At 64.2% G+C, this 17,237-nt stretch carries 14 protein-coding genes; 2 read left to right on the plus strand and 12 right to left on the minus strand.

What is annotated here, in order from left to right; all coding sequences use genetic code 11:
• Positions 1–91: 91 nt before the first annotated feature.
• The 3 genes from bamC to GO606_RS18045 all read right to left on the minus strand — a co-directional run bounded on the left by bamC (position 92) and on the right by GO606_RS18045 (position 3,150).
• Entirely contained in the window at positions 92–1,228 is a 1,137-nt protein-coding gene (gene bamC, locus GO606_RS18035; RefSeq protein WP_169117441.1) for an NlpB/DapX family lipoprotein, read from the minus strand.
• Between the two features lie 23 nt (positions 1,229–1,251).
• Positions 1,252–2,130 (minus strand): 4-hydroxy-tetrahydrodipicolinate synthase, encoded by an 879-nt coding sequence (gene dapA, locus GO606_RS18040; RefSeq protein ID WP_169117442.1) that lies wholly within the window; start codon positions 2,128–2,130, stop codon positions 1,252–1,254.
• A 93-nt stretch (positions 2,131–2,223) separates the two neighbouring features.
• Positions 2,224–3,150, minus strand: a complete 927-nt coding sequence (locus GO606_RS18045) for a histone deacetylase family protein (protein WP_169117443.1) — start codon at positions 3,148–3,150, stop codon at positions 2,224–2,226.
• Positions 3,151–3,504: 354 nt separating this feature from the next.
• Here GO606_RS18045 and mltB point away from each other — a divergent pair, with 354 nt between their 5' ends.
• On the plus strand, positions 3,505–4,518 hold the full coding sequence (gene mltB / locus GO606_RS18050; RefSeq protein WP_169117444.1) for a lytic murein transglycosylase B: 1,014 nt from the start codon (positions 3,505–3,507) through the stop codon (positions 4,516–4,518).
• A gap of 15 nt (positions 4,519–4,533) precedes the next feature.
• Here the strand turns inward: mltB and rpoS are convergent, their stop codons facing one another.
• From rpoS to GO606_RS18095, 9 genes are all read right to left on the minus strand, one after another.
• Positions 4,534–5,469: an RNA polymerase sigma factor RpoS gene (rpoS, locus tag GO606_RS18055; RefSeq protein ID WP_169117445.1), complete on the minus strand. Its 936-nt coding sequence runs from the start codon at positions 5,467–5,469 to the stop codon at positions 4,534–4,536.
• Positions 5,470–5,479: 10 nt separating this feature from the next.
• Positions 5,480–6,370 (minus strand): peptidoglycan DD-metalloendopeptidase family protein, encoded by an 891-nt coding sequence (locus GO606_RS18060; RefSeq protein WP_169117446.1) that lies wholly within the window; start codon positions 6,368–6,370, stop codon positions 5,480–5,482.
• Positions 6,367–7,023, minus strand: a complete 657-nt coding sequence (locus tag GO606_RS18065) for a protein-L-isoaspartate(D-aspartate) O-methyltransferase (RefSeq protein ID WP_169117447.1) — start codon at positions 7,021–7,023, stop codon at positions 6,367–6,369. Before GO606_RS18065 ends, GO606_RS18060 begins: the two co-directional genes overlap by 4 nt.
• The gene (gene surE / locus GO606_RS18070; RefSeq protein ID WP_169117522.1) at positions 7,020–7,763 is read right to left on the minus strand and encodes a 5'/3'-nucleotidase SurE; all 744 of its coding nucleotides are present in this window, start codon (positions 7,761–7,763) and stop codon (positions 7,020–7,022) included. The genes GO606_RS18065 and surE overlap by 4 nt, the downstream gene beginning before the upstream one ends.
• A gap of 172 nt (positions 7,764–7,935) precedes the next feature.
• On the minus strand, positions 7,936–9,093 hold the full coding sequence (locus GO606_RS18075) for a GGDEF domain-containing protein (RefSeq protein WP_169117448.1): 1,158 nt from the start codon (positions 9,091–9,093) through the stop codon (positions 7,936–7,938).
• Positions 9,094–9,278: 185 nt separating this feature from the next.
• Positions 9,279–10,076: a CheR family methyltransferase gene (locus GO606_RS18080; RefSeq protein ID WP_169117450.1), complete on the minus strand. Its 798-nt coding sequence runs from the start codon at positions 10,074–10,076 to the stop codon at positions 9,279–9,281.
• A 37-nt stretch (positions 10,077–10,113) separates the two neighbouring features.
• On the minus strand, positions 10,114–13,731 hold the full coding sequence (locus GO606_RS18085; RefSeq protein WP_169117452.1) for a response regulator: 3,618 nt from the start codon (positions 13,729–13,731) through the stop codon (positions 10,114–10,116).
• A gap of 25 nt (positions 13,732–13,756) precedes the next feature.
• The gene (locus GO606_RS18090; RefSeq protein ID WP_169117453.1) at positions 13,757–15,673 is read right to left on the minus strand and encodes a putative bifunctional diguanylate cyclase/phosphodiesterase; all 1,917 of its coding nucleotides are present in this window, start codon (positions 15,671–15,673) and stop codon (positions 13,757–13,759) included.
• A 383-nt stretch (positions 15,674–16,056) separates the two neighbouring features.
• The gene (locus GO606_RS18095) at positions 16,057–16,500 is read right to left on the minus strand and encodes a CBS domain-containing protein (RefSeq protein ID WP_169117455.1); all 444 of its coding nucleotides are present in this window, start codon (positions 16,498–16,500) and stop codon (positions 16,057–16,059) included.
• 212 nt (positions 16,501–16,712) lie between these two features.
• Between GO606_RS18095 and GO606_RS18100 the strand changes: the two genes are divergently transcribed.
• Positions 16,713–17,222 (plus strand): DUF2242 domain-containing protein, encoded by a 510-nt coding sequence (locus GO606_RS18100; protein ID WP_169117456.1) that lies wholly within the window; start codon positions 16,713–16,715, stop codon positions 17,220–17,222.
• Positions 17,223–17,237 lie beyond the last annotated feature (15 nt).

Consider the following 17,237-nt stretch of genomic DNA (forward strand, 5'->3'; position numbering starts at 1 on the left):
TGAAAAAGCCGGCGCGAGCCGGCTTTTTTACGCACCACGGAAACATCTCCGCGGCGCGCTCCGGGTCACGCCGGCGGGATGCCGCCACACCTCAGCGCAGTTGCTCCTTCAATAGAGCGAGAATCTTGCGCGCGGTAGGCGACGAATCCTCCCCGCCTTCGCGTGTCATCACGGTGATCACCGACGCATCCTTTTCCCCCTGCACCCGCAGACGATATTCACTGCCGCTTGCGGCGACTTCGTCCTTGCCGCGCCAGAACGCCAGCTTCGACAGGAAGCCCTCGGATTTCTTCGACTCGATATCGACCTCCGGATCGACATAGCGGACGAAATACAGCCCTTTCGAACGGTCGCGATCCTCGACGGTGAAACCGATCCGGTCGAGCGCGAGGCCGACCCGTCGCCACGCGCGATCGAAAGACTCCTGCATCGACAGGCTCGCCTTCCCGCCAGCGGTCTGCAGCGTCGCGCGCTCGGCCTCCGGGGCCGCCGCAACGATTGCCTCCGCGCGCTCTTCCTTCGCGCCGAGCCGCACCATCAGGCGGCGCAGCATCTCGGCCTCGATGTCCGGATCGGCCGGGCGGGGCTGCCAGATCGTCGTGTCCTTCCCTTCGGTGGGATAGATCTCCACCATTCCGCGATGGCTGATATAGATCTCGACGGTGTTCGGTTCCTTGCCCGGCTCGAGCCGGGTGCGGAATTTGTCCCGTTCCGGCGTCGAGAACAATCCGTCGAGCACACCGCCGATCGCGGAGCGCAGGAAGTCCTGCGGAATTTTCGCCCTGTCTTCGGCCCAATCGGTTTCCATCACCCCGACTTGCGGGCGGTCGATGTTCACGACGAAGCCCAGTTCGAGCCAGAAATCCTTGACCTGCGGCCACAGCACGTCCGGCGTTCCCGGAACGACGAGCCAGCGCTGCGTGCCGGCACGTTCGACCCGCATGCTTTGCACTGCGGGCAGCACGTCTGCGGTCGCCGTCGCCTGGGGCTGCGCGGCCCGGTCGCTGGTATAGGCCGAATAGGTCGCGACGCCGCGCGGCGAGACATCCGGTACGGCATAGCGGTCGTCACGCGTCGGGGCGGTGAGGTCGGGGGGGATTTCGAGCGGCGGCAACTGGCGCGCACTTTTGTAGTCGATCTTCTTTGATTCGACCAGTGAGCCGGAGCATCCGGCCAGGACGAGTGAAAGGGCGAGAAGTGAAGCCGAGGTGCGGACGCTGCGATTCATGAGTTTCCGAAAGTCCTGAAGATTCAAACGTTCACGCCGGCACGACGCATCGCGAGCAGCACGCGCTCCTGCGAGCCGGACGACAACGGGGTCAACGGAAGGCGAATGCCGGACTCGATCAGGCCCATGCGGGCAACCGCCCACTTGACCGGAATCGGATTGGCCTCGCAAAAGAGATCGCGGTGCAGGCCGACGAGGCGCGCGTTGATCTCGCGCGCCCTGAGCGCATCTCCCGCACGTGCCGCGGCGCACATCTCGTGCATTGCCCGCGGCGCGACGTTGGCGGTGACCGAGATCGTGCCGTGACCGCCAAGAAGGATGAAGGCCGCCGCGGTCATGTCGTCGCCGGTGTAGAGGGCGAAATCCTTCGGCGCGCGCTCGATCAGATCGCAGGCGCGGTCAATGCTGCCCGTGGCGTCCTTGATGCCGATGATGTTCGGGATCTCGGCCAGGCGCAGCGCCGTGTCGTTCGACAGATCGGCGACGGTGCGCCCCGGCACGTTATAAAGGATCAGCGGCAGTTCGACGGTTTCGGCGATCGAGCGGAAGTGCCGGTAAAGGCCTTCCTGGGTCGGCCGGTTGTAATACGGGACGACCGAAAGCTGCGCGACTGCCCCCGCCTCCTGCGCAAAGCGGGCAAGTTCGATCGCTTCGGCTGTCGAATTGGCCCCGGCTCCGGCTATCACCGGGATGCGCCCGGCGGCATGTTCGACCGTCGTGCGGATGAGTTCGCAATGCTCCTCGACGTTCACCGTCGGCGATTCGCCGGTGGTGCCGACGACGACGATGCCGTCGGTGCCTTCGGCCACGTGGAAGTCGATCAAACTGCGCAGACGAGGGTAATCCAGGCTGCCATCCTCGTGCATCGGCGTGACGATGGCGACAAGCGATCCGGTAATCATGGAAGTGGCCGAAAGATTAAAAACGCTGATTCTACCCGATCGACGGCAGACGACCACCCCGACGCGGGCGCGGATCGCGTCGCGCGCCCCCCATCACAGATCGGCCAGCGCCTTGATATGCGCAACCACCGAACGGGCGAGCGAAGACAGCGCGTGTCCCCCTTCAAGGACGGAAACGATGTTCTTGTGTCCGCAGTCCGCCGCCAGCGCCTTGACCTGCTGCGTCGCCCAGACGTAGTCGGATTCGACCAGACCGAGCGACCCCATGTCGTCTTCGTAATGCCCGTCGAAACCCGCGGAGATGAAGATCATCTGCGGGTTGTGGTTCCTCAGCGCGGGGATCCAAACGTCGCTGACAATCTGGCGGAAGGTGTCTCCGCGCGCCCCGGCGGGGACGGGCACATTGACCATGTGGGCCGCCGTGCAGTCCGCGCCGCTGTATGGATAGAACGGATGCTGGAAAATGCTCGCCATCATCACGCGGGGATCCTCGCGGAAAATGTCCTCGGTGCCGTTGCCGTGGTGAACGTCGAAATCGACGATCGCCACCCGTTCCAGCCCGTGCGCCTCGAGCGCGTGGCACGCCGCGATCGCGACATTGTTGAGGAAACAGAATCCCATTGCCCGGGCCCGTTCCGCGTGATGCCCCGGCGGGCGCACCGCGCAGAACGCGTTCTCGATCTCGCCCTTCAGCACCAGGTCCGTCGCCAGCACGCCCGCGCCGGCCGAACGCAACGCCGCCTTCATCGTCTCGGGGTTCATTGCGGTATCGGGATCGAGGTGGCGGATGCCATGCTCGGGCACGCTGTTCATCAGCTCTTCGAGGTACGCGGCAGGGTGTGCGCGAGTGATCTGCTCGGGCGTCGCCTGGGGCGCGTCGTAAAATGAGAGATAGAGGTCGAGGCCGGCCGCGATCAGGCGGTCATTGATCGCCGCTAGCCGGTCGGAACATTCCGGATGGAAGGTCCCCATATCGTGCAGCCAGCATTCCCGGTGCGTAATGAACGCAGTCGTCGTCATATCCCTCCCCTCATTCATTGCAGGCGATGTCATCGCGGCCTGGCCTTCGAACCGTTTTGTCGCCTGCGTCGGGCGCAGCCTGATGATCTTTGTCGTCTATTATCACCGCTTCCCGGTCAATTTCACAGTGCGCAGCCCCTGCCTCACGGCCATGCCACCCGCCTGCCCGGCGAAGCAATCCCGGCCCTTCCCGCCCCGGGCGGCACCACGACTTCACGCCGGCGGCTCAAGCTGGCCCCGGTCCTGCATCAAGCACGGCGCCTATTGCCGGCCGCCTGGTTTGCCTGGCCGGAGCAGGGGAACCCATGGATTCCCGGCGGCCACCACCCAGAGACTGAGACACCTGAGACACAAATGAAACAACGCTTCGTCACCCCGCTCCTCGCACTCGCTCTCCTCTCGGGCACAGCGCTCGCGGATGCGTCCTATGTCCAGCGCGAGGAGGTCAGGGCGTTCGTCCGCACAATGGAGGAAAAACACGGTTTCGACGGCGGGGAAGTGCTCGCGGCGCTCGACCGCGCCCGCCACGAGCCCGGCGTCATCCGGCTGATCAGCCCGTCGGGCTCGCCCGGCGTCCGCTCGTGGCAACGCTACCGCGCCCGCTTTCTCGATTCGGCACGCATCAGTGGCGGCGTTGCGTTCTGGCAGGAGCATGCGGCGACCTTGCAGGCCGCGCACGAACGCTATGGCGTGCCGCCGGAAATCGTCGTCGCGATCATCGGCGTGGAAACCTACTATGGCCGCAATACGGGAAATTTCGAGACGCTGTCAGCGCTGGCAACGCTGGCGTTCGACTATCCGCCACGGGCGCCGCTGTTCCTGCGCGAACTCGAAAACCTGTTCCTGCTGGCACGCGAGCAGCAACGCGATCTCTTCAGCTATTACGGTTCGTATGCCGGCGCGATCGGCTACCCACAGTTCCTGCCCAGCAGCATCCGCAGCTACGGCGTTGATTTCGACCGCAGCGGTGGCATCGATTTCGATCTGGAACCGACCGACGCGATCGGCAGTGTCGCGCGCTACCTGGCCGAGCATGGCTGGGTGCGTGATGAACTCGTAGCGGAGCCGGCGCGCGTCGCGCCCGGAGCCGACCTGCAGGCGCTGATCGACGCCGGCATCAAACCCGCGCTTTCACCGGAACAACTGGCACAGGCCGGCGTGACGGGCCTCGATGGCTCGTCACGCGCGGCTCCCGCAACCTTGGTCGACCTTGCGGCGCCCGGCACTGAAACCGAATACTGGCTTGGGTACCAAAATTTCTACACGATCACGCGATACAACAAGAGCAGCTTCTACGCGATGGCCGTGTTCGAGCTGTCGCAGGCCTTGCGTGAGCAGCAAAGGGGTGAAACCGCACGCGCGGAGTGAACGGGCGGAGCAAGCCTACAGCAGTTCGTCCCGCGAAATACCGCGCCGTTTGACGGTCCTTCGCAATTGTCCCAGCGCCTCGAGCTGGATCTGGCGCACCCGCTCACGCGTCAGGCACAGCCGCGACGCGAGCTCCTCCAGCGTCATCACCTCGCATTCGTCGAGCCCGTATCGATGCCGGATCACGAGGCGCTGCTTTTCGTTCAACATCCCGATCCATTCCTGGATCAGCCTCTCGACCTCCGCATCCTGGATGTGGGTATCGGGAGGCTCGGCCTGATCGTCGGCGAGCGATTCGCCGATCGAAAGGGTCGGGTCGATCTCGAGTGGCGCGTCGAGCGACGCGGTGTGCTCGCTCAGGGCGAGGATCGCGCGCACCTCCTCGACCGACTTGTCGAGACGATGGGCAACCTGCTCAAGCGTGAACTCGCCGTTGCCCGACGCTTCGAGGTTGCGCTGCGCGCGCAGCACCTGGTTCAGCTCCTTGACCACATGCACCGGCAAGCGGATCGTGCGCGACTGGTTCATGATCGCCCGCTCGATGTTCTGGCGAATCCACCACGTCGCGTAGGTCGAGAAGCGGAAGCCGCGCTCGGGGTCGAATTTCTCGAGCGCATGCATCAGACCGAGATTTCCCTCCTCGACCAGGTCGAGCAGCGGGATGCCGCGATTGAGGTAATGTTTCGCGATGTTGACCACCAGGCGCAAATTGCGCTCGATCATGATCTGGCGAGCGGAAAAATCGCCGGTGCGCACCCTTCGCGCAAGCGCAGCCTCTTCGGTTGCCGTAAGCAGCGGATTCGCCCCGATCTCGTTCAGGTAGATCTGGGTGACGTCGCTGAGAAACTCGTTCTCGAATGCGGGCGCGGCCCGCTCGACGAACACCTCCACCTCGGGGGGCAGATCCGGCTCCTGACTATCCACATCGTCACGACTCACCGGATCGTACATAGCCTCCTCGTTAGCGTGCAGGCAGATATTTCATCGGATCGACCGGACGTCCCTGCTTGCGAATTTCGAAGTGAAGCTTCGGGCGATCCGCATCGGTACTTCCGAGCTCTGCGATTTTCTGACCCTTGGTAACCGACTCCCCTTCCTTGACCAGCAACTGCTGGTTATGCGCGTATGCCGTGAGATAGTTCGCGTCGTGCTTGATGATGACCAGTTTTCCATAGCCGCGCAAGCCGCTGCCCGAATAGACTACCTTGCCCCCTGCGGAGGCAATCACCGGATCGCCCGGCTTGCCCGCGATATCGAGCCCCTTGTTGGCGGCCTCGTCGAATGTCCCGATGACCTGACCGCTTACCGGCCATAGCCAGACAGGGTCGGCAGTTACCGCCTTGTCCGCTTCGGGGGCGGCCGGCGGCACGACTGGCGGAAGCGTCGAGCGTGGCTGGAGCGAAGCCCACGCTTCGTCGCTGTAAGGCTGCTTTCCGCCCTTCGGTTCCTGCTTTACCAGCACGCCGTTCCCTTCGCTCCCCGGCTTCACCGGCTGCACTTCGACCGGTTGACCGATTGCGATCGGCTGCGCAACCACATCCACGGGAGGACCGACACGCAATTCCCGGCCCACATGTATTTGATTCGGATCCGTCAAATTGTTCCAGACGACCAGATCCCTTGCCGTCACCCCGTACAGCCGTGCGATACCCATCAAGGTGTCGCCCGGCCGGACCACATGAACGGGCTGCTTCGCACCGTTGGTCGGGGCCGGCGACGGTGCCTGGGCCGAGGGTGGGGGCGTGGTGTCGCGGACAGGAGCGGGGCCTGTCGCTGCGCATGCCGACAGCAGCGCGGCGAGAAGCACGGGGCCGAAAAACTTCAACGAAGCGGATTTTACTGAATGGATCATTCCGTACCAGTGAGCAAGGGGACGAAGCGCACCGCTTCGAACCGGCTTTCCCTGAAAATATTGCCGTGCCGCTCGGTCATCACGAGACGCTGGTCGGCGGTCCCGAGCGGGATCATCAGCCGCCCGCCGGGAGCGAGCTGCTCCTTCAGCGAGCCCGGGATGCCGGCCGCGGCGGCGGCCACGATAATGGTGTCAAAAGGAGCGGCTTCGGGCAATCCCAGATTGCCGTCGGCGTATTTGAGACGAACGTTCGGCAGCCGCAAGGGCCGCAGGTTTTCGCGTGCCCGGTCGAGAAGGGGGCGAATGCGCTCCACGGCATACACTTCGGTCGCCACGAGGGACAGTACCGCAGCCTGGTAGCCGCAGCCGGCGCCGACTTCGAGGGTCCGCCCCAGTTCACGGCCCGCGTGCAGGATCTCGATCATGCGCGCGACCACCAGCGGTTGCGAAATCGTCTGCTGGTATCCGATCGGCAGCGCCGTGTCGTCGTACGCACTGAAGGCGAGGCCTTCATCGACAAACGCGTGGCGCGGAATCTGCATCATCGCCGCGAGCACCTTCTCGTCGGCGATCCCCTGCGCACGGAGCCGCTCGACCATGCGGGCACGGGCACGGCTCGAGGCCTGCCCGGGATCCGGGGGCCGCATGCTCATCTACCGACCCATTCGGCGACGCTGGGAATGAGGCCGCTGTGGGTGAGGTCGATCTGTAACGGCGTAACCGACACGAAGCCTTCAGCCACCGCCTGGAAGTCGGTACCCTCACCCGCGTCCGCAGCCTGGCCGGCCGCGCCCACCCAATAGACGGTCTCGTTGCGCGGCGTCACGCTGCGGATCACCGGTTCGGCCTTGTGCCGCTTGCCCAGCCTCGTGACGCGGATGCCGCGCAGTTCTTCATAGGGGCGGTCCGGCACATTCACGTTCAGCAATACCGGATGCTGGAAAGGGACGCGTGTAAATCGCTCGGCGAGATCGCGCGCGACCCGCGCAGCCGCCGAAAAATCGGTCGCCGCCTTGCTCACGAGAGACACCGCAATCGCCGGCACTCCGAGCAGGAATCCTTCCGTGGCGGCCGCGACCGTGCCCGAATAAATCGTGTCGTCGCCCATGTTGGCGCCGTGATTCACGCCGGACACGACCATGTCCGGGAGGTGATCGAGCATGCCGGTGACCGCAAGGTGCACGCAGTCGGTTGGTGTGCCATTGACGAAATGGAAACCGTTTGCCGCCTGCCGCAGTGACAACGGGCGGTCGAGCGTCAGGGAATTGCTTGCGCCGCTTCGGTCACGCTCGGGCGCCACCACCGTGATGTCACCGATCTCCTGCAGAGCCTCAGCGAGGGCGGCAATCCCCGGAGCAAAATAACCGTCGTCGTTACTCACCAAAATGCGCATGATTCTTCCGTTCGGAATGGCACGAGCGCCCACACCGTGCCCGATGTACGCAAGAGAAGCGGGGAATGTTAGCACAGCGGCACACACCCTCCGCACCGCATCCGCACGCCTCTCTGAAGGGGCGCTGCCGGCACCCTGATGAGACCGCCCCCCGTGCGGGGTGGCGCCACTTCTAGCAGGCGCTGAAGCAGACCTGGTCGCGGCCGTTGTGCTTGGCGAGATACATCCGCTGGTCGGCTTTCTCGATCAGGGCTTTCCAGTCGCCGGTGCCGTCGGTACGGCGCTCCGCCAGGCCGATGCTGGCGGTCACCGGTGTGCCATCCGGACCGCTGCCCAGACCGAGCGTGCACAGGCGCCCCATCGCTGTGCGGGCTTCGGCGAGATCGGTGTTGGGCATGATGACGATGAATTCTTCGCCGCCCCAGCGGACCAGGACGTCGACACGCCGCAGCGCCGCCGTGATGTGCGTGGCGAGCGTGATCAGGACCTTGTCGCCTGCTTCATGGCCGAAGCGGTCGTTGATGCTCTTGAAGTGATCGACGTCGATGAAGGCGACCGTGATCGACGCCTGGTTGCGATTCGCGATGGCCAGTTGCAGTTCGAGCATTTCTTCGCCGCTGCCGCGTGAAAAGGCGCCGGTCAGGGGATCCCGCACCGACTGGCGCACCAGCGCCGTCATGAAGGCGAGCTGGCTCATCCCGGCAATGATCGACACGCCGGTGATCAGCACCAGCAACCAGAACGAGCCGGCAAACGACGGCCAGTTGAGCGTCGTCCAGCTCAGATAGCCAGCGAGGGCTTGGGCGAGCAGGATCGGGCTCGAAATCAGCACGTTCTCGATCAGCGTCAGCGGAAAGACCGACAGGCCCGCGAGCAGGACGAACGGCAGAAAAGCATAGCCCGCGCCGATCGCTGCCGAAAGCTCGGACAGCTGGTACGTCCCGAGCAGGGTGTGCGAAGCGACATAGAACGCCGTCGGAATCGCGAACAGGACCGCAATCGCGCGGTAGGCATCGAACAGGTTGCCTGACGGCCGGTAGCAGATCAGGAGGGTCGCGAACGCGGCGCTGGCAAAAAGCCGCATCAGCGCGAGGGTTATCCACAGCGACGGCGGAAAGACGACGAAGTCGATCACGCTCCACAGCGGCGTGAGCACGGCGAACAGAAACGCGAACATCCGCACGCGATTGACGATCATCGTCGCCCGTCGCCGCACCAGAAGCGGCATGTGCCGGTTCGGAAGGAAGAGGTAGCCGAGTTCCGACTTATCCAGTTCCCCCGGCAGCGGGCCGGCGAGCCTGTGCCACAACACGTCGGCCAGATATGACATTCGTGCTCTTTCCCTTCAGAACGTTGGTTCGCTGATCGATGGACCGGGCGCCAGTCTAGCAGCCGGCTTCGGCCGTTCTCAGCACCGATCTATCGGAAAACGAGACGTTTTTCTCGCACGGATGCCAATTTCACCAGGGTTGACAAAGTCATAGGGTCCGGCGCCCTGCCTGACGCGGAGGAAGGTCAGTCGTAGCGCTTCCTGTAGATGCGCATGCAACCATCCAGCTCGGCGAAGCGGGACTCGATGCTCGTTCGTTCAAGCACCTCCTTGAGCCCGAGGCAGAGAAATCCGCCGGGCGGGAGGCTGTCGTCGAACAGGCGCAGGCAGCGTTCCTTGAGCGGCGGCTTGAAATAGATCATGACGTTGCGGCACAGGATCATGTTCATTTCGCCGAACTCGGCGTCGGTCGCGAGGTTGTGCGGCGCGAAGACGATATTTTTTCGCAACGCCGGGGACAGCAGCGCGTGCTCGTAGCGCGCCGTGTAGTAATCCGCGAAGGACGCGGCCCCGCCGCTCAACTGGTAGTTGCGGGTGAACAGCTGCATGCTGGCGACCGAGAGGATGCCTTCCTGCGCGCGCTCGAGGATCGCCTCGTTGATGTCGGTCGCGTAGATCCGGTAGCGCCCCGCCATCCCCTCCTCGTTGAGCAGGATCGCCATCGAGTAGGCTTCCTCGCCGGTGGCACAGCCCGCGTGCCAGATCTTGACGAAGGGATACGTCCGGAGGAAGGGAACGACTTTCGTGCGCACCATCCTGAAGAAGCCGGGGTCGCGGAACATTTCCGTGACGTTGATCGTGATTCCGCGCAGCAGCGAATCGAAGACGCGGCGGTCGCGCAGCAGCCGCGACTGCGCGAGCGAAAACGTCTCGAAGCCGGATTCGGCGAGCCAGCGCACCAGGCGGCGCCTGATCGAAGCTTCCGCATAGTCGCGAAAGTCGTAGCCATACACCTGCTCGATTCCCTCGAGCAGCAAGCGCATTTCCACCTCTTGCAGATCCGGTTTCCGCTGGTCCCACTCAGACACGCTGATACATCCACACGCGAATCAGCGAAAACAGCTTGTCGACATCGATCGGCTTGGCGATGTAATCGCTCGCTCCCGCCTCGATGCACTTCTCGTAATCGCCCTTCATCGCCTTCGCCGTCATCGCGATCACCGGAAGCTTGGCGAAGCGCGGATTGCGGCGGATTTCGCGCATCGCGGCATAGCCGTCGGTCTCCGGCATCATGATGTCCATGAGCACGATCGACACATCCGGATGCTCTTCCAGGCGGGCCAGCGCCTTGCGGCCGTTGTCCGCCTCGATCACGACCATGTTCTTTTCGGCCAGCACGCTCGACAGCGAGAACAGGTTGCGCATGTCGTCGTCGACCAGCAGCACCTTCCTGCCCTCGAGCATCGCCTCCTTGTCGAGTGCCGCGCGGATCATGCGCTGCTTGTTCGCGGGCAGCCTCGTTTCGACCTGGTGCAGGAAGAGGGTCACTTCGTTGATCAGCCGCTCGGGGCTCTTCGCGCCCTTGATGACGATACTTTCCGCGTAGCGCCGCAGTCTGCGCTCGTCATCCTCGCTCAGCTCGCGGCCCGAATGGATGACGACCGGGACGCGCGCGCCGCGTTCCATCGCCTGCATGTGATCGAGCAGATCGAAACCGGACATCTCCGGCAGCCCCAGATCGAGGACGACGCAATCGAAGGTTTCGGACGCCAGCAGATCGACCGCCTCGCGTCCCGAGGCGGCGACCGAGATCTCGACGTCCTTGTCGTCGAGCAGCGCGACGATGCTGTACGCCTCGTTCTGGTCGTCCTCGACGACGAGGAGCCGCTTGACGGACTTCGTCACCGAGCGCTCGATCGCCTCGAGAACCTCGTTGAGCTGCTCGCTGTCGACCGGCTTCGTTGCGAAGCCGATCGCCGCCATCCCCAAAGCCTTTTGCCGCTCCTCGAGGCAGGTGAGGAAGTGGACCGGGATGTGGCGCGTGCGCGGATTGTCCTTCAGGCTGCGCATCACGTTCCAGCCGTCGATGCCGGGCAGCATCACGTCGAGGATGATCGCGCTCGGCAGTTCCCGCTCGGCGAGTTCGAGCCCCTTTTCCCCGCTCTCGGCGACGAGGACGGAGAAGCCGCGCTCGCGGATCAGTTCCTGCAGGATCTTCGCGAACTCGGGATCGTCCTCGACGACCAGGATGCTCCGGTCGCCGGCTTTCGCATGACCGTGCTCCTCCGTCCTCGGCGAACGGGCGGACGGCTCGTGCTGGGCACGCACCGCCGGCGCCTGCGGGAGCAGCGCGGCGGGCGGACGGCGCCGCTCGGGCCCCTTGTCGCTTTCGACGCACAGCGGCAGGTACAGGATGAACACGCTGCCTTCGCCCTCGCTGCTGCTCATGTGGATATCGCCGTGCATCCTGCGGGCCAGCTCGAGCGAGATCGAAAGGCCCAGGCCGGTGCCGCCGTATTTGCGGCTGATCGAACCGTCAGCCTGCTGGAAGGCATCGAAAATCCCTTGCTGCTTGTCCGGCGGAATCCCGATGCCGGTATCGCTGACGACGAACGCGATCGCGAGCTCCGGCAGGGGATTGGCGCTCCCGGAAGGGAAAGTCACGCACAACCTGACTTCGCCGTGCTCGGTGAACTTCAGCGCGTTGGAAAGAAGGTTCTTCAGTATCTGATGAACGCGCTGCGAATCGCCGTGGAACGTTCGGGGGACATCCGCCTGGACTTCCACGCTGAATGCGATCCGCTTCTGCTCGGCCTGGGACTGGAACAGGCTGCGCATCGACGCGGACAGCTCCTCGACGGCGATATCGGCGAAGTCGAGTTCGATCCGCCCCGCCTCGATCTTCGACAGATCGAGAATATCGTTGATGAGGTCGAGCAGGTCGGTGCCGGCCGAGTGGATCGTCGAGGCGAACTCGATCTGCTTTTCGCTCAGGTTGCCGTCCTTGTTCTGCATCAGCAGGCTCGACAGAATCATCAGGCTGTTGAGGGGCGTGCGCAGTTCGTGCGACATGTTCGCGAGAAACTGCGACTTGTACGCACTCACGCGCTCGAGTTCCTGCGCCTTGACGCGAAGGTCCTCGGCGGCGAGCTTGATCTCGCGGTTCTTCGCCCGGATGTTTTCGCGCTGCGTTTCGAGCATCTGCGCGCGTTCTTCCAGTTCCTCGTTGCTTTGCTGCAGTTCCTCCTGCTGCACGCGGAGTTCTTCGGCCTGCTGCTGGGTCTCTTCGAGGAGTTCGGCCATCCGCTGGCGCGACAGACTGACGCTCAGGCCGATCGCGACGGCTTCCTGCGCCAGGTTCAGGAACTCGAGCTGGATGTCCGTCATGTCGGCGAAAGTGCCGATCTCGAGCGCGCCGATCAGCCGCGTTCCATGCAGCAAAGGCAGCGCGAGGACGATTTTCGGCACCGACTCGCCGAGCGCGGAGGCGATCGGCAGATAATCGGCCGGCACGTTCGCGAGGCAGATCGGCTTGCGTTCCCGTGCGGCCTGCCCGATCAGCCCCTCGCCGAGGCGGAAGCGGTCGCCGAGGTTCTTGCGTCGCGTGAAGGCATAGCTCGCCGCCAGGCTCAGTTCCTCCGCGCGCTCATCGAGCAGGTACAGCGCACCGACACCCGCCTTGAGGTATTCCACGAGGTACGCAAGCACCTTGTCGGCGATGTCGGACGCCCCCTGTTCTCCCCGCATCACCGAGTTGAGCTCGTTCAGCCCGCTCTTGAGCCAGTCCGCCTCGTGTGCCTGGGCACGCGCCTGGCGCAACGACGAGGTCATGTTGCGGAAGGAGTGGTCGAGCTCGTTCTGGACCGCGCTCAGTTGCGCCGCCGCCTTGAGCAGGGTCCCGGTTTCGTCGTGCGGCAGAGCTTCCGGGTCGAGCTTGAGCGGCTTCGATTCTGCGATCTCCTGGCTCAGGTCTCCTGCCCCGATCGCTTCGACGACCCGCGCCTTGTCCGAACTGCTTTCGATCACGCGCTTGACTTCGTTAGCCGCGCGTCGCAGCGAGCGGTTGACGCTGTGCGTGACGACGAAGGTCAAGGCCGCTCCGGCAGCGAGGATCAGCACCAGCGCGGCGACGAGCAGGCGCCCTGCGGACGCCGCCTCATTTGCCGAATCCTGCTGGTAGATCGAGGCCCGCTGGTCCGAGAAATTCGAAACGGCGTTCATGCGGTCGAGCAGCGCATTGACGAGCCGGTCCGAACGCTCGCGGTGCAAAACGATCGCCTCGGCGCGACGGCCGCTTTTCACGAGCGCGATCGTCTCGGCGCGCGCCACCCTCCAGTCGTCCCGTGCCTGCTGGATCCTGTCCAGGTCGGCGGGGTTGCCGCGGTAACGCTCCCGCAGCAACGCAAACCTCTCGTCATTGTCCTTGCGCCGCGCCTCGAGCCTTTGCTCGAGGCTGTGGACTTCCGCGGAGTCCGCGTAGTGCACGAGGGTGCTCATGACCTGCTGGGCGACCAAGGCTTCCGTCTTCGCTTCGCGAATCGCGATGGCCACGGTAAACGGATGCCGGTACATGCTCGCGGTCGTCTCGGCGAGGCCCTGGATGCTGCGCAGGCTCATCACGCCCAACAGCAGGGTCGCCACCAGCATCAGGGAAAACCCGGCGACCAGGCGCGTCGTGATACTCGTTCGTCTTATCATTGCTCGATGCTCTCTGTGCCGCGCCTCACTTTCCGACGAGGCTCGGCTGGTTGTCACAGCTCACCGCCAAGGCATGCCAGCGCATGTTGCCCTGCATGCGTTTCGCGCCGCCGGTCCTGAACTTCTTTGTCAGCTCGCTCGCCGGGAGCGGCTTGCTGTAGAGATACCCCTGGTATTCGTCGCATCCCAGCCTGCGCAACGCCCCGAGCTGAGCTTCGTTTTCCACCCCTTCGGCGATGACGTTGAGCCCGATCGCGTGGGCCATCTGGACGATTGCGGTGACGATGGCATGGGTGTCGCGGTCGTGCGGCAGGTCGCGCACGAACGATTGGTCGATCTTGAGGATGTGGATCGGAAGCGCCTTGAGGATCGCGAGCGACGAGTAGCCGGTGCCGAAGTCATCGACCGCGATCGATACGCCGGTTGCGCCGATCTGCGCCAGCACGCTCACCGCCTGGTCGACGTCGCGCATCAGCAAGGTTTCGGTGATCTCGAGCTCGATATGCGCCGGAGACAGCCCGTGCTCGTCGAGCAGGCGCGCAAGCGTGTCGGGCAGCGCCGAATAGATCTGCGGCTCGGCGACATTCACCGCGATTCGCACGGTGTCCTTGAGCCATCCCGCATCCTGCCACTGCCGCGCCTGGCGGCACGCCGCGCGCAGCGCCCATTCGCCCAGCGGCACCAGCATGCCGGCCTCCTCGGCCAGCCCCATGAACTGTTCGGCCGAAAGGAATCCGAGTTGGGGATGGTGCCAGCGCAGCAACGCCTCCAGCCCCGCGATCGTTCCGTCGACGACGTTGACCTTCGGCTGGTAGTACAACTCGAATTCGTCATTCTCCAGCGCCTGCTGCAGCTCGTGCTCGTGCCGGATGCGTTCCAGCAGGCGGCAGTTGAGCTCCTCGCGATAGAACTCGTGGCCGTTACGTCCCCTCTGCTTTGCTTCGTACATCGCCAGATCGGCATTCTTCATCAGCGCCCCCGCACTCGTCCCGTCCTCCGGGTAAAGGCTGATCCCGACGCTCGCGGACACCTTCACCGTGCTGGAGCCAAGCTCGAACGGATGCGCCAGCGCGGCGCAGATCTTGATCGCCACTTGCGCGGCATCGTCCCTGTCGTGCAGGTTTTCGAGCAACACGACGAACTCGTCGCCGCCAAACCGGGCCAGCGTGTCAGCCTCCCGCACCGCGCCGCGCAGCCGCGTGGCGACCTGTTTCAGCAGTTCGTCCCCCTTGTCGTGCCCGAGGGAATCATTGACGCGCTTGAAGCGATCGAGGTCCAGGAACAGCAGCGCGAGACGGTCGTTCTGGCGACCGGCCACCGCGATCGCATGGGCGAGACGGTCGTTGAGCGAGCGGCGGTTGAAGAAACCGGTAAGCGTGTCCCGAAGCGCGAGCTCCCGGGCGAGCTTTTCCGCTCCGCGCCGCTCTGCAACCTCCGTCTGCAGGGCCGCGTTGGCACGCTCCAGATCCGCCAGGCGCTGTACCTGCAGCTCGCGATTGAGATCCGCGAGCAAAGCCGCCTTGTGCTCCAGTTCCCGCCGTTGCCGGCACAGTTCGACGAACACGCCCACCTTTGCCTGCAGCACCTGCGGGACGAGCGGGGTGAAGAGGTAATCGGCAGCGCCAGCCTCGTAACCCCTGATCCGGTCGAGCTCGTCGGACCGGTGAGCGGTCAGGAAGATGATCGGTATCGCCGCCGAACGGGGGCGGCCGTGAATCAGCCGGGCAGTCTCGAATCCGTCGAGTCCCGGCATGTTCACGTCGAGCAGGATCGTCGCGAATTCATGCTCGAGAAGCTGTCGCAGCGCCTCCTCGCCCGAGCTCGCGGTCACGACCGTGAAACGCAGCTCCTCCGCCGCAGTTTCAAGCAGCGCGGCAACGGCCTTCAGGCTGGCATCGTCGTCATTGACAACGAGCACCAGGGGGTTCTGTTCGGGATCCATGGGGGTGCCCGGTATGAATTGCGGTTGTAGTGGGATGCCTCAAGGCACAAAATTGCTGACTATAGGGCCATGAAAGGGCGTCAGCCAGAGCGTGAAGTTGCTCGCGCGGGAGCGCCCGGGACGCGATATCCCGAGTTTCAGCTTTCGATCTTCAAGCCTTTGGCGGGCACCGCAGCGACGAAAGCCGCTTTCCGCCTAAGGGTTATTCGATTGCCAAAGCGGTGCGGGGATACGAGTGTGGTCACCAACCTCCCTCCCGGCATACGGATTTCCGCGACGATTTGATACAAAATCGCCAACCTACGCGCAGGGAGGGGAGCAGATTGACCCTTTCTTGTCCCCCTCGGGGGGCGGAAACGGCAAAGCTGTTTCCTGGGGGGCGCTCAGACGCCGCGGTCGCCGGCGATGTAGTGTTCGAGCTGCTCGATGATGAACCGCTGCTCCGCGACGATGCTTTTCACCAGGTCGCCGATCGACACGATGCCGACCACCTTGCCGGCCTCGACGACGGGAAGATGGCGAAGTCGTTTCTCGGTCATCAGGGCCATGCATTCCTCGCTGGTCTGGTCGGGGCGCACATACATCACCGGCGAGGACATGATCGCGCGCACCGGCAGATCCCTCGACGAGCGTGCCAGCAGGATGACTTTGCGGGCGTAGTCGCGTTCGCTGACGATGCCGGCAAGGCGCTCGCCTTGCATGACCAGAAGCGCGCCGACGTTGTGTTGCGCCATCCGCTCGAGCGCCTCGAACACCGACGCCTCGGGGCCGATCGTGTGGACGCTCGGATCGAGCTTCTCCTTCAGAATCGCGGCGGCGCTTTTCACGGGCTTCTCCCCGGCAGCTCGGCTGATGATTGATCGTAGCCCCTGGAGGCCGGCGCTGCCAGCGGCGCGAAATCGTGCCGCAAAGCGGGGCTCGCCCCACTTGCGCGACCCAGCTGTTTTTTCGCGCTCGGGCAAGGGCACACCACCGAATGACCGAGGATGTTCTAACATTGCCACCAATGAATCGGCAATTGCTTTCCGGACTTCCCCTCATGCTCCAGCGCACGCGTCTTCTCCCGGTCATCGCTGTCGTCGGGCTGCTCCTGGCCGGGTGTTCGTCTCCCCAGCCCGTCTACCGAACCGAGACCTTCGAACCCGAATCCCCCTTCGTCAACTGGAGCACGCAGGAACCGGCCGTCGCGTGCGAGGTCGGCAAGCGCGCGCTGCTGAGCCAGGGATACCGGGTCGACAGCGCCAATCCGACGAGCATTCGCGGCGAGAAATTCTTCCAGCCGAAGGCGGACCACGGAATAACGCTCCACATCACGCTGGTGTGCCTGCCCAGCAACGTCGGAACGGTCCTGTACGCGAACGCGCTGCAGACGCGCTACGAGCTGAAGTCGAGTTCAAACAGCACCGGGGTCAGCGTCGCCGGCGTCGGGTCGATTTCGCTGCCGTGGGCTGCCCACAAGGAAGCACTGGTGAAGGTCGGCGAGGAAACCGTCGCCGACCCCGATTTCTATCGCCGGCTTTTCGCCCTCATCGACGCCCTCGACGCCTGAAGGCCGCGCATCGCC

Origin of the sequence: Aromatoleum anaerobium, from assembly GCF_012910705.2 — a bacterium.
In the GTDB taxonomy this organism is placed as follows: Bacteria; Pseudomonadota; Gammaproteobacteria; order Burkholderiales; family Rhodocyclaceae; genus Aromatoleum; species Aromatoleum anaerobium.

Excerpts from the sequence above, each read along its gene's own strand:
- mltB (WP_169117444.1), top strand. The coding sequence starts at position 3,505 with ATGAAACAACGCTTCGTCACCCCGCTCCTCGCACTCGCTCTCCTCTCG.
- GO606_RS18100 (WP_169117456.1), top strand. The coding sequence starts at position 16,713 with ATGCTCCAGCGCACGCGTCTTCTCCCGGTCATCGCTGTCGTCGGGCTG.
- GO606_RS18060 (WP_169117446.1), bottom strand. The coding sequence starts at position 6,370 with ATGATCCATTCAGTAAAATCCGCTTCGTTGAAGTTTTTCGGCCCCGTG.
- GO606_RS18080 (WP_169117450.1), bottom strand. The coding sequence starts at position 10,076 with ATGCGCTTGCTGCTCGAGGGAATCGAGCAGGTGTATGGCTACGACTTT.
- GO606_RS18090 (WP_169117453.1), bottom strand. The coding sequence starts at position 15,673 with ATGGATCCCGAACAGAACCCCCTGGTGCTCGTTGTCAATGACGACGAT.
- bamC (WP_169117441.1), bottom strand. The coding sequence starts at position 1,228 with ATGAATCGCAGCGTCCGCACCTCGGCTTCACTTCTCGCCCTTTCACTC.
- GO606_RS18065 (WP_169117447.1), bottom strand. The coding sequence starts at position 7,023 with ATGAGCATGCGGCCCCCGGATCCCGGGCAGGCCTCGAGCCGTGCCCGT.
- surE (WP_169117522.1), bottom strand. The coding sequence starts at position 7,763 with ATGCGCATTTTGGTGAGTAACGACGACGGTTATTTTGCTCCGGGGATT.
- GO606_RS18045 (WP_169117443.1), bottom strand. The coding sequence starts at position 3,150 with ATGACGACGACTGCGTTCATTACGCACCGGGAATGCTGGCTGCACGAT.
- rpoS (WP_169117445.1), bottom strand. The coding sequence starts at position 5,469 with ATGTACGATCCGGTGAGTCGTGACGATGTGGATAGTCAGGAGCCGGAT.
- GO606_RS18075 (WP_169117448.1), bottom strand. The coding sequence starts at position 9,093 with ATGTCATATCTGGCCGACGTGTTGTGGCACAGGCTCGCCGGCCCGCTG.
- GO606_RS18085 (WP_169117452.1), bottom strand. The coding sequence starts at position 13,731 with ATGATAAGACGAACGAGTATCACGACGCGCCTGGTCGCCGGGTTTTCC.
- dapA (WP_169117442.1), bottom strand. The coding sequence starts at position 2,130 with ATGATTACCGGATCGCTTGTCGCCATCGTCACGCCGATGCACGAGGAT.